The sequence below is a fragment of the Nocardioides sp. genome, assembly GCF_047602075.1.
GTDB lineage: Bacteria > Actinomycetota > Actinomycetes > Propionibacteriales > Nocardioidaceae > Nocardioides.
Genome location: NZ_JASGIF010000001.1, coordinates 1412245 through 1424154, shown reverse-complemented (window position 1 = coordinate 1424154; position 11910 = coordinate 1412245). Strand labels below are relative to the sequence as shown.

At 66.4% G+C, this 11910-nt stretch carries 11 protein-coding genes and 1 pseudogene; 2 read left to right on the top strand and 10 right to left on the bottom strand.

Going from position 1 to position 11910, the window contains the following annotated elements; translation table 11 throughout:
- Window positions 1-127 precede the first annotated feature (127 nt).
- The 5 genes and pseudogenes from QM714_RS07210 to QM714_RS07190 form a co-directional block, all read right to left on the bottom strand.
- Window positions 128-562 (bottom strand): annotated as a pseudogene (locus QM714_RS07210) (recombinase family protein); the annotation flags it as partial.
- Window positions 563-644: 82 nt separating this feature from the next.
- A complete protein-coding gene (locus QM714_RS07205; RefSeq protein WP_415098990.1) occupies window positions 645-1235 on the bottom strand; it encodes a hypothetical protein in 591 nt (196 codons plus the stop codon).
- Window positions 1236-1240: 5 nt separating this feature from the next.
- Complete coding sequence (locus QM714_RS07200) at window positions 1241-1771, bottom strand: hypothetical protein (protein ID WP_415098988.1); 531 nt, start codon at window positions 1769-1771, stop codon at window positions 1241-1243.
- 89 nt (window positions 1772-1860) lie between these two features.
- Entirely contained in the window at window positions 1861-2421 is a 561-nt protein-coding gene (locus tag QM714_RS07195; RefSeq protein ID WP_415098986.1) for a PIN domain-containing protein, read from the bottom strand.
- Window positions 2418-2804, bottom strand: a complete 387-nt coding sequence (locus tag QM714_RS07190) for a helix-turn-helix domain-containing protein (protein WP_415098984.1) — start codon at window positions 2802-2804, stop codon at window positions 2418-2420. Before QM714_RS07190 ends, QM714_RS07195 begins: the two co-directional genes overlap by 4 nt.
- Before the next feature lie 91 nt (window positions 2805-2895).
- On the opposite strand from QM714_RS07190, the gene QM714_RS07185 reads away from it, so the two are divergent.
- Complete coding sequence (locus QM714_RS07185; RefSeq protein WP_415098982.1) at window positions 2896-5241, top strand: TOTE conflict system archaeo-eukaryotic primase domain-containing protein; 2346 nt, start codon at window positions 2896-2898, stop codon at window positions 5239-5241.
- Between the two features lie 95 nt (window positions 5242-5336).
- Here the strand turns inward: QM714_RS07185 and QM714_RS07180 are convergent, their stop codons facing one another.
- The 3 genes from QM714_RS07180 to QM714_RS07170 all read right to left on the bottom strand — a co-directional run bounded on the left by QM714_RS07180 (window position 5337) and on the right by QM714_RS07170 (window position 7699).
- Window positions 5337-5750 (bottom strand): hypothetical protein, encoded by a 414-nt coding sequence (locus QM714_RS07180; protein WP_415098980.1) that lies wholly within the window; start codon window positions 5748-5750, stop codon window positions 5337-5339.
- 692 nt (window positions 5751-6442) lie between these two features.
- Window positions 6443-6736, bottom strand: coding sequence for a dihydrofolate reductase family protein (locus QM714_RS07175; RefSeq protein WP_415098978.1), 294 nt, complete (start codon window positions 6734-6736; stop codon window positions 6443-6445).
- Window positions 6737-6784: 48 nt separating this feature from the next.
- The gene (locus QM714_RS07170; RefSeq protein ID WP_415098976.1) at window positions 6785-7699 is read right to left on the bottom strand and encodes an RNA polymerase subunit sigma-70; all 915 of its coding nucleotides are present in this window, start codon (window positions 7697-7699) and stop codon (window positions 6785-6787) included.
- Window positions 7700-8222: 523 nt separating this feature from the next.
- On the opposite strand from QM714_RS07170, the gene QM714_RS07165 reads away from it, so the two are divergent.
- Window positions 8223-9356, top strand: coding sequence for a ScyD/ScyE family protein (locus QM714_RS07165; protein WP_415098974.1), 1134 nt, complete (start codon window positions 8223-8225; stop codon window positions 9354-9356).
- A 1-nt stretch (window position 9357) separates the two neighbouring features.
- Here QM714_RS07165 and QM714_RS07160 read toward each other — a convergent pair whose 3' ends face one another.
- Together QM714_RS07160 and QM714_RS07155 are read right to left on the bottom strand one after the other, a co-directional pair.
- Window positions 9358-10254: an alpha/beta fold hydrolase gene (locus QM714_RS07160; RefSeq protein ID WP_415098972.1), complete on the bottom strand. Its 897-nt coding sequence runs from the start codon at window positions 10252-10254 to the stop codon at window positions 9358-9360.
- Between the two features lies 1 nt (window position 10255).
- On the bottom strand, window positions 10256-11839 hold the full coding sequence (locus QM714_RS07155) for a class I adenylate-forming enzyme family protein (RefSeq protein WP_415098970.1): 1584 nt from the start codon (window positions 11837-11839) through the stop codon (window positions 10256-10258).
- Between the last annotated feature and the right edge of the window lie 71 nt (window positions 11840-11910).

Here is an 11910-nt window from a genome sequence, read left to right as displayed (position 1 = left end):
CGGACCTCGCTGTCGCGGATGTGGAGGCGCTTGTTGAGATACCCCAATGGCGCGCGGCCTGGGTTCCTCCGTGGATTGCCTTCTGTCGCATCCCTTTCATCACCTCGGTAGCCAGGTTCTGTGAGTAGAACTCGGCGATCGAGGCCATGATCCCATGCAGCAATCTGCCGGACGGGGTGCTGTTGATCGCCTCGGTCGTCGACACCAGGTGCGCGCCCGTCGCCAAGATCTGGTTCGTCAGTGTCGCGTCGTCGGCCCGGTTTCGGGCGAGCCGGTCGATCTTGTGGACGATCACGAAGTCCACCGGGCTGGTTTCGATGTAGTCCAGCATCCGCTTCAACGCTGGCCGCTCCAATGTCCGTCCTGAGTGGCCGCGCTCGACGAACTCGGCCACGACCAGCGCACCGAGTTCTATCGCGCGGCGCTTGCAGGCTTCCCGCTGGGCAGGGATGGACAGACCTTCGGGTTGGCCGGCTTTCTCGGCTTGTTCGAGGGTGGAGACGCGGAGGTATGACACGGCTCGGAGGGGCGTGAGGGACTCGTTGATGCGGGAAGTAGGCATCCCGCCAACGATTCAGGGTGCCGTGACGTCCAGCTGACCTTGCCGTCACCACCGTGTTGTCAGATTGGCAGAGGCGTGCGCGTTAGCTGAGTTCACTGCACATGCTCGGCACGATGGCCAGGGTTACGGCCGGCTCTTGGTCGCCGGTGGTCGATGTCAGTAGTTGGTCTCCGTCTCGTTCCCAGCCGAAGCCGGGTTGTTCGAGAGCTCTTGCGAGGGCCGCCGAGCTGGACGGCAGTCGCTCTTCGATGATGCGCCGCAGCAGCCAGACGGGCACACCCTCGTCATCGAGGTAGCCGCGCAGGACAGCGAGGTTGTCGGAGTCGGCCCCGTCACCGTTGTCCAGCGCGCGCGTGACATGGGCGAAGTCCTGATAGAAGCCAAATCCTGCAACGGGGTGGCTCAGCAAAGCCACGTGGCTGGCGTGGATCAGCTCGGAGTCCACGATCGTCTGACGGGCGATGGCTTGCGCACGCGCCACCACGTCGGGGTCACGGCCCTCGGTGGGCGCGACTGCCTCGGCGTAGACGGCTGGAAGGTTCTTTCCTTCGACGAGTATCAGGTCACTACCGTGCCTATCGACGAAGCGCTCGTGCATCTGGGCCACCTGCTCGGCGGCGGCGCGCGCCTTCTCGGGGTTGCGATGGGTGAGCCACGGTGCCTGGAGGGCCATCTCCATCACCACTTCAGCGACCAACTCCCGCCGAGATGGTGGCAGCACTTCCAGGACTCCGCTGGGCGTCCACAGGTCGGTCCCGGCGACCGGTTGAGGCGACCAGCCAGGAATGCTCCCGGCGAGAGCGCAGGGACTCCGGCGGGCTCGGTCGGCGCGACGACATGCTCCAGATCGGACAGGCAGCAGCGGACCTCGAATGCTGAAGCCCCTGACGGCGTCTCCGCGACGACCTCGAAGAAGCCCTCGACCCCCTGAGCGAAGCCGGTAGCCATGTCACGCTCGGCCGGGGTGAGTGCGGGTAGCCGGACGAAGCGGTCGATGACGGTGGAGTCGTCGTCGTACCGGAACTCGAAGAGAAGGCGCTCTACGGCCCGCACGTCCGGATCGGGCAGGTGGGGGTCCCTGTCCACGCTCTCGCGGAGCAGGCGGCGCAGGTGCCGCTCGAACGGCGGTGAGGTCGCGAAGTCGACCATCGTTTCCTTGACCACTCCGGCCAACCGCACGGCGTCACGTTGCTTCCGGTCAAGATCCACGGCACCTGACAGTAGTGCGAAGGTCGATCAATTGAGACGGTCGGTGCTGTGAGCGGACGACGGACCGCAGTACCACCCCTGCTCGTCGGTCAGGTCGCGAGTACGCGGCGGATCGCGTCCACGGCAGCAGCGCCCGCGCTCAGCGCAAGCGTCGAGAGAACCTCGGTCTCGGACTTGGGGGAGAACTGAAGCGTCTTCGCATGTGCTGTCCGTACCTCGTCGGGGTACTGGTCGGCGAGCCGGACGAGCAGTTCCCCCGAGTTGAAAAGCTCGATGCCGTGCTCGGTCATCCAGTCGCGCGGGAAGTGTCTGGTGTTGTCGGTCAGAAGGATGTCGGCATCGGCAGAGAGCGCGGCGGCAAGCACATGGCGGTCGCTTGCGTCCATGTCGACGCCTTCGGCCGTGGTGATGTCCGTCGGATCGACGTCGACCAACGCGTACTCGATGTAGTCGTTCATCAACTCTTCGAGGCGAGCCGTGTCGGCGTGATCGAGACTCAGCCGTAAGCGGAGGTTCCGCGACATCTCGTCGAGGATCTGCTGGCTCCAGCGGATCTCGATGGCACCGGCATCGGCGGCGTAGAGGAAGTAGTCACGCAAGGTGCGCGAGAAGAGGATGTTCGCGTCGGCCAAGACGACGGAGATCGTCAATCGACAAGCCCGATCTGGTTGGAGAAGCCCGCGAGTGCCTCTGCCGCCTTCTCGCGGCGCGCTTGGCGTGCTCGTTGGAAGTCGAGGATCGCCTGCGCGGGGATGCGGTGGTGGGTGCCAACCTTCACGTGGGCGATCTCGCCGGCCTCGATGAGCTTCATCAGCGTCGGTCTTGACAAGCCCAGTATGGTGGCCGCCTCGGTGGTCGTGAACACCTCTTTGATCGGAATCACGACCGCCCCCGTGGTGCGTTCAGCGTCCAGCAGGGCGAGCACCTTCTCGGCGCTCTTGCGGGGAAGGCTCAGCGTAACCTTCACGTCATCTGGCGACCTGTCCAGGGCAGCGCGCAGCGTCTCGATGTCGTCTACAAGCGGCTCGGACACGACCAGCCTCCTAGGTGGAGTAAGTGGAATCTAACTGTTCCTAGTGTAACCCGGCCACGGCTGCGGGGTCCGACCCGGGCAGGATGGGGCCGTGAGCGATCTGCATGCCGAACTGGAGAGTCTGCGGGCCGAGAACGCACGCCTGCGCAAGCTCCTCAAACTCACCGACGCTGAGGCTGCTCCTGCGCGTGGCACCCAGGCGGCGTGGTTCGACAAGGCACCGGGGAGGGTAGACGCGCGCTCGTCCGCACAGGCAAAAGTCGAGTTCTACGCCGCGCTGTTCGGTGCACGACGCGACATCTATGGCGTCCGGTCGGAGAATGCCCGCACCGGCAAGTCATGGTGGTTTCCAGCCGTGGCCGGGGGATGGCGGAAGGGCCGCCCCGCTACCGATGTCCGGTATCTGCAGTTGACTCCGGAGGTGCTCGCGGCCCATCTGACCGGAGACGTGCACATCGGCCTGTACCCGATGCTTCGGGGCGACCAGACCTGCTGGCTCGCTGCCGACTTTGACGGGCAGGCTGCCGTGCTCGATGCCCTCGCCTATCTCAAGGCTGCACGAGCCGTGGGTGCGCCAGCCGCTCTGGAGGTGTCCCGCTCGGGGATCGGCGCGCATGTGTGGATCTTCTTCACCGATCCCGTTCCAGCGGCCACCGCCCGTCAACTTGGCACCGCGCTGGTCCGCGAGGCGATCGCGATCCGTGGGCGGATGAGCCTGAGCGCCTATGACCGCTTGTTCCCGTCCCAAGACGTGCTGCCGGGTCAAGGCCCCGGCAACCTGATCGCAGCACCGCTGCACGGCAAGTCCCGCAAACTCGGCACCACGGTGTTCCTCGACCTGGCCACACTGGAGCCGTTCGAGGACCAGTGGGACTACCTCTCCACCCTGGAGCGCCTCACCCCGAGACAGGTCACCAAGCTCGCCTCGGCTCTTCGGGAGCCGACTGTCGGTGCCCGAGTCGACCGCGCTCAGCCCGCCCGGTCCACCAAGACCCAGCCGAACCCGGCACCCATCGTGCATCTGCGGCTCGACGGAACCATCCTGATTCCCGGCAGCGAGCTGCCACCCTCGCTGTATGCGACGTTGAAGCACGCGGCCTCGACGTACAACCCCGAGTTCTATGACAGGCAGCGACGGCGGCAGTCGACGTGGAACATCCCGCGCATCATCACCTCCTACGACGAGACCTTCGATGACCACCTCGTCCTCCCGCGCGGCCTGCACGACACCGTCACCAAACTCATCGAGCACGCTGGCAGCAAGATCGAGATCGACGACCACCGCGTCGCCGGCGACACGCTAAGCCTCTCGCCCGCCTTCGAGCTCAGGTCACTACAGCGCGAAGCCGTCGAGGCCGTGCTCCCGCACGACCTGGGACTCCTGGTCGCACCGCCGGGTTCGGGCAAGACCGTGATGGCCTGTGCCGTCATCGCACAGCGAGCCGTCCCCACGCTCGTCTTGGTGGACCGCAAGACGCTGGCCGACCAGTGGCGACGCCAGATCACCGACCTTCTCGGCCACAAGCCCGGTCAACTTGGCGGCGGCCGCTCCAAGCTCACCGGAATCATCGACATCGCCACCTTGCAGACCCTCGCCCGCCGCACCGATATCGCCGGCAAGCTGAGCGCCTACGGGCATGTCATCGTCGACGAGTGCCACCACATCCCAGCCGCAGCGTTCGAGACTGCCATCCGCGCCATCCCGGCTCGGTACTGGCTGGGGCTCACCGCCACCCCCTACCGCCGAGACGGCCTCGACGACCTGATCGGTTTCCAACTCGGCCCAGTCCGCCACAGCCTCACCCCGGCCGACCCCGAAACCCTCGAAGGAGCAGCCAGCGAGCGACCACGCCCGGTGCTCGCCGTCCATCCCACCGCGTTCCAACTCGACGAGCCGGTCGACTTCTCCGTCCCGGGGGCGATCGCAGGAGTACACAGTGCCCTGGCCGAAGATGAGACGCGAAACGAGCAGATCCTCGCCGATGTGATCGAGGCTCTCGGACGAGGTAGGCACTGTCTCGTGCTCGCGCAACGCACCGGACACGTCGACCACCTCGCTGCGGCACTGACCGATCGAGGGCACGATCCAGTTGTCCTCAAAGGCGGCATGGGTGCCAAACAACGCGCCGCCGCCAACCAACGACTCGCCCCAATCGAGGACTGCCCGCCGCTCCTGGTCGTCGCCACCGGACACTTCGTCGGCGAAGGGTTCGACTGCCCTGCCCTCAACACCCTCTTCCTCGCCGGACCGGTCTCCTTCAAAGGACGCCTCGTTCAGTACGTCGGCCGCATACTCCGCGCCCACCCGGGCAAACAGACCGCCGAAGTCCACGACTACCACGACACCGAGGTCCCGGTGCTCGCCGCAGCACTCACCAAACGAGCACCCGGCTACGTCAGCCTCGGATTCCCCGACCCCCGGAAACTCGCACACTGATGCTGCGAGCGTTCGTGAACTAGCGTAGCCTGCGGGGACGTGATACCCCGCGTTTGATTGAGCCAAACCCTGGCCCCGTCGTGGGCGCGTTCTTTTCAGCCCGGCGGCTCGGTGTCCTGCAAGTGCTGCCAAGGCTTCCGCATCTCGACTCCGAGCGCGAGCAGGACAGCCCTGACGGTATTCGCCGTGGTCCCGTACTTGGTGGCGACCTGGGCCAGCGACCAACCATTATCGTAGAGCCGCGTGGCGGCCTCGGCGTGTTTCTCCGCCAGCCCGTCACGCCGGAGCGGAACTTCTTGCCGATGCAGGTGTACGACGACGGTCCTGCGGTGGATTCCGTACGACCTGCTCAGTTCGGTCGTGCTCGCGCCAGCACGGTACGCCGCCACCAGAGCCTCGATCTGGGCTGGGGTCAGAAATGTTTGAACTTTCCCAACAGCACCCACGATCGGCCCCCGAGAAGCTGATGGTCTGGAAGAACCGGCCCAGAACTGGCAGATCCGGCTCACCTCGTCAGGCCGCTCGTGCGCGGAGCCGACGGTAGTCGCCGGGTGTCAGGCCCACGTACTGGCGGAACAGTCGAGAGGCGTGACTGCGGGAGTGCCAGCCCACCCGCTGCTCGGAGGGGCGTGAGGGACTCGTTGATGCGGGAAGTGGGCATCCCATGAACGATTCAAGGTGCTTTGGCCAAGGCGGCGGGCGGGCCCGTCCCTGTGACGGGGCAAGGCTTGCACCCCTGCGCCTCGCCAGTCTTTCAGGTCGGGATGTCCGGGACCCCTCCCGGTCTTTCAGGTCGGGATGTCTGGGACCCCTCCCCTTCTTTCGGGTCGGCATGTGCCAGACCCCTCTATTTCTTTCAGGTCGACCGATAGGATGGGCAGGTGAGAGACGACCAGCGCTGCCAGCACCTCATCGACTCGAACCCGTGGTGGCAAGCGGCGAGCCTCGGGGAGGACCCGAGCTGCCGACCGACGCCTTCCTGCTGACCGCCCATGACGGTCAGTTGGACGTTGCTCGCGGACAGGTCACCGCTGACGCCACCCTGATCTGCTCGGTCCGCACGGTCCAGGGCTTGGTCTTCGACGCACGCCCCCTTGAAGATGCCGTCCACACTGGCGACGCAACCGTCGAGGGCGACACCGGTTTCCTGAAACGCCTCCTGGGAGCCTTCAACGACAATCGTGCCCAGGAGGCGGGGGAGCTACACGGTTCCGAGCATGGTCAGGACCGCAGCGGGGGCTACGCGGTAGTGGAGCTGGACGTTCGGGGAGTTCTCGTAGCGACGGCACTCGACGAGGTCGAGGCCCACCAGGGCGCCGAACGGGCGTACACCGTCGCCGACCACGGTCGGACTGACCATGAGGTGCAGCTCATCGACTAGACCGTCGGCGAGGAGTCCGTTCCAGGTGCGGCGGCTGCCGAAGATGACAATGTCGGCGTCGCCGGCCTGCTTCGCCTCCGTGATCCACTCGGCAACCTGGCTGCGGGGAACCACGGTGGATACGCACGGAGCGGCTGATTCATCGGTCGGGCGGAAGATCCTCTAGGCCACACACATCGGGCCGACGAAGGTCGCCAGCCAACCGATCCGTCCGTCGTGCAGGTGCAGGATCATCAGCGCACCGGGCCGCCACTCGCCCTCCCACAGCTGCTCCCCGAGCACCGCCGGGTGGCCATCGACCACACCGACCTCGCGCACCTGCGACGGGGTGGCGAAGACGCTGGTGCGGAGGAAGGCGGCGACGTCCGCGCGGCCGTCGAACCAGGCCGGCAGCGGCGGCATCGTGAACCGGGCGTCCTCGGCTAGCAGCTCGATCACCCGCTCGACGTCGCCGGCGGTGAAAGCCTCGACGAAGGTCTGCACGGCAGCGCGATCGAGATCGGGGTCGCTGGCATCGCCGGGCTGCGGCATCTGCTGCGCGAGCGTGGCGCGGGCTCGTTGGAGAGCGCTGTTCACGGATGCCCGCGTGGTGTCGAGGATGCTCGCGGTCTCGTCGGCCGAGTAGCCCAGCGCCTCCCGTAGCACGAGCACGGCGCGCTGGGTCGCGGGCAGGTGCTGCAACGCAGCGATCCACGCCAACTCAAGGTGCTCGCGCCGTTCCGTGGCATCGGCCGGGTCGCTGATCCCGCGGAACGGCTCGACCCAGGGCGCGTCCTCGCGGGGTGGCCCCAACTCGGCTACGGGGTCAGCCGCGGTGGCACTGTCCCAGGACAGCAGGCAGGGTCCGCGCCGTTCGACCAGCCGGAGCGCGGCATTCGTGGTCACCCGGTACAGCCAAGCCCGCAGCGCTGTCTGCTCGCGGAGGCCGGCGAGTCCGCGCCAGGCGGCGATCATGCCTTCCAGCAGGGCGTCCTCGGCATCCGACGACCCGCCGGTGAGCCGGTACGCGTGCACCGAGAGTTCGTAACGGTAGGGCGCCACGATGCGGGCGAACTCGTCCGCATCGACCTTGGTCACCACACGGACCCGCTGCTCGCGGCCTGCCGAATGAGGGTCTGCGCGCTCGACAGGTTGGTGGCGATCGCGATGTTCGATGCTATCGAGGTGGCTCCGCGTCGCCTGTTTCCATTTGCCTGCCCTGCCCTCCCGCGATCAACGGCGGCTACCGGGCAGGGCCACGCGCTCGCCGAGCAGCTCTCCGACTTCTGGTCGACGAGAGTGATCCGCAGGGCGTCGTTCGCGCGACAGTGCAGGTATGGGGCAGTCGTCCAACCTCAGTGATGGGGGGCTGGTGGACCAGCGGGGATGGGCTCGTGTGGGGCGAGCTCATCGATCGGCAAGCCCGCCTGGCTCTTCGGCGGCAGCGCCGTCCGGATGGCTCAGGCGCGGAGCGCCAGCGACTCCCGAAGCCTCGGGAAACAGTTCCCGACCCCTCAGGAACACTTCACCGCCGTTGCGTGAGGTCAGCCTCTGTCGGGTGGGACGCGCATGGCAACAGATTCGAACTGTCCGAGTCGTTGGAGCAGAAGGAAGGACCACCATGTCACTACCGAAGAAGACGCTCGCCGTCACCGCTGCCGCTGCAGCCCTGGCCCTGCTCGGGACGTCCACCGCGCACGCGGACCCACCCAAACCCAAGGTGCTCGCCAAGGGCGGGCTGGTCGGTGTCCTGTCCGTTGCGTACGGCGGCGGCAAGGCCTACTTCACCGACAACTTCGCCGGCCCGCTGTATGTCAGCCAGCCGGGCAAGAAGAGGCCCAAGGTGTTGTATGCGCCAAAGGCGCCGTTCGCCGCGGAGGGAGTCGCCTATCGCCATGGCGAGGTGGTCTTCGGGATGGACAAGAACCAGGGGAAGCCGTCGGCGATGTCGTTCCTGATGCGGCTCACCGCACCTGGCAAGGCCGAGAGGGTCGCCGACCTGTTGGCGTTCGAGAAGGCCAAGAACCCCGACGGCAAGGTCACCTACGGCACCAAGGGCCTGCCGAAGGCCTGCCGGGACCAGGTTGCCGGACATCCAGCTGCGGCGTTCGTGTTGCCGTACAAGGGGATCGTGGAGTCGCACCCCTACGCCATCGCGGCCACCAAGAAGGCCTACTACGTCGCGGACGCGGCCGCCAACGACATCGTGAAGGTCACCAAGTCGGGGAAGGTCTCGGCGGTGGCGGTGCTGCCACCGTTCACCAAGAAGATCACCGCCGACGATGTCGCGGGCGACCCGAGCACGACCGACGACGATCTGCCTGCTTGCCTGATCGGACACACCTATGTCTCCGAGCCGGTGCCTACCGGTGTTCAGGTCGGCTCGCACGGCAAGCTCTACGTCACCACTCTGCCGGGTGGGCTGGGTCTCGGCGGACCGGCTGGGTCGCTGTATTCGATCAACCCGAAGACGGGAAAGACGAAGGTCGTCGTCTCGGGTCTGGTCTCGCCGACTGGAGTCGCGGTCAGGCCCAATGGAGATGTCTATGTCTCGCAGCTCTTCCCGGGCATGATCGGTCGGATCAAGGCAGGCTCGACCACGCTCAAGCCCCACGCCCATGCGAACGGGGTCGCGGCCCTGACCTGGTCCGCCAAGGGTCTGGTCGCTGCTCTGTCGCCGAGCGTCCTCACCGCGGAGGACCCGAGTGCTCCGCCGCCGTCACCCAACGCGAAGGTCGTGCTCTACAAGAAGTGAGTCACGATGGAGCCTGGCCATCCAGTCGGTTCCGGCTGGATGGCCAGAGCACGGCGAGGAAGTGGAGTAGCTCGGCGCTGAAGACGTGGTTGTCATCGCCGGTGATCATGTGACCGGAGTCGACGGCGACGGCGCGGGCATGAGGAAAGGTCGACGCCATCTCCTCGGCCTCGGTCTCGCTGACCACGTCCGAGCGGTCGCCGCGAACCACCAGGACCGGAGGCTTGATGGTCGGCGCCGCCCTGCGCATCCGTGCCGGATCGGTGTGGTCGAGGAGCTCACCGTCGCTGGTCCGGGCGAACCTTGGATCCCAGTGCCAGTGCCAGCGACCGTCCGCGGTCTGTCGGAGGCTGCGCTTGAGGCCGTCGAGGTTGCCGCCGGTCTCACGCCGCTCGGCGGCGTTGTAGCCCGTGATGGCGGCGGCCGCTTCCTCGATCGTGTCGAATCCGTCGAGGTTCGCATTGAGGAAGTCGTAGATCCGCTGCTTGCCGTCGGGGTGGGGCTCGAACGCCACGTCGGCAAGGACGATGCCGCTGGTGAGGCCTGGAGTGTCGTGCTCGGCAAGGATCGAGGTGGTGCCACCCAAGGAGGCGCCGACCAACACTGGAGGTTGGTCGATCGTGGTCAGGAGGAACTGGAGGTCGGCCACGAACGCGTCGAGGGAGTAGTCCCCGTCCGACGCCCAGTCCGACTCGCCGTGGCCGCGCGCGTCGAAGGTGTACGCCGGGTAGCCGGCCTCGGCCACCCGGCGTGCCGTATGCCGCCAGGCCCGGCGAGTCTGGCCGCCGCCGTGGAGCAGGACGACCGGGAGCCGGTCGTCCTGCCCCGCCCAGATGCTTCCGGCGATGCACAGGCCGGACGGCAGCGTGACCCGGATGTCGCGGTTGGAGTCACCCACCTCAGTTCACCGCGCGCTCTTGACCTTCCCAGTGCGGCGCGCGGAGCACGCGGCGCAGCGCCTTGCCAGCAGCGCTGAGAGGGATGTCGTCGGCGTAGTCGAGGCCGGTCGGCTTCATGTAGGAGGGGAGCGTCTGAGTGCAGAACTCCTGGAGCTCCTCCAGGGCGATGTCGGCGCCTTCCTTTCGCACCACCACGGCATGGACCGACTCGCCCCAGTGCTCATGGGGCACACCGAAGACGACGACGTCACGGATCGCGGGGTGCCGTGAGAGCACGCTCTCGATCTCGGCCGGGTAGACGTTGAAGCCGCCGGTGATGATCATGTCTTCCTTGCGGTCCTGGATGAACAGGTAGCCGTCCTTGTCGAGATAGCCGAGATCGCCTTGATGGACCCAGCCGTTGGCAAGCTTCTGCGCGGTGAGCTTTTCGCGGTTCAGGTAGCCCTTCATCATCGACGGAGCGCGCATGCAGACCTCGCCGGTTTCCCCCGGCGGGAGAATGTTGCCGTCGATATCGATGATCTTGATCTCGACACCCAGGACGGCCCGACCGGCGGATCGGATTCGCTTCTCGCCCTCCGGGGTGCTCAGGTCGTGCTCCCACTTGTGCAGGACAACCGACGCCTCGGGGACTTCGCTGGAGCCGTAGTCCTGGACGAAGATCGGGCCGAGTGCCTCCAGCGCGCGGCGCAGGATGCCTTCCGGCATGGGGGAGGCGCCGTAGTAGACGGTCTGGAGGGTGCTCAGGTCGTACTTCTGGAACGCCTCGGACGAGATCAGCTTGTTGACCCCGGTCGGCACCAGCCAGGTAGCGGTGACGCCCTCCTCCTGGACAGTCTTGCAGTAGAGCTCGGGGTCCAATCCGTCGAGGATGACGTTGGTGCAGCCGGCCACGAAGTAGCGCTCAACCTCCATGCCGGCACCGTGTGACAGTGGGTGGACGTTGAGGTGCACCTCCTGGCCGGGGCGGATGTACTGGCCCTGGTTCACGTTGCGCATCAGCAACGTGATGATGTTGGCCCAGGCGTTGTGAGTGTGCATCACACCCTTGCCCTTGCCGGTGGTGCCGGCCGAGAACCGGATCGAGTAGAGATCGTCGGGGGAGATCTCCTCGAGAACCGGGTCGCCCTCGGCTTCGGCGATGAGGGTCTCGTAGTCGAGATCGGACTGGTCTCCGCCGTCGACGCAGATCATCCGCTCGACGGGTGCCCGGCCGGATTCGCGCAGCGCTAGCAGCCGCCCGCTGACCTCGCCGCGGTGGAAGATCGTGGTGGCGCCGGTGTCGCCGACGAAGTGCTCGATATCGGCATCTGTCGAGGCGTACATGACCGGCACCTTGACCGCGCCGATCGTGGTGAGGGCGATGTCGATCTCCAAGAACTCCGCACAGTTGGAGAGCAGGATGATGGCGCGATCACCCTGACGCAACCCGGCGTCCTGCAGGCCCTTGGCGAGGCGCGTGGTGCGCTCTTGCACCTCGGCGAAGGTGCGCCGGGTGCCGTTCTGGGGGACGACGATCGCTACGCGGTTGGGATCGGCGTGCTGGAAGCCCCACCGGAACAGCTCTCGCATGGTCTCGGTCATCGTGACTCACCCTTCGTGTCGTCTGTCACATGGTGGTGCTACAGAATCACAAGCTGACATTGATGTCAATA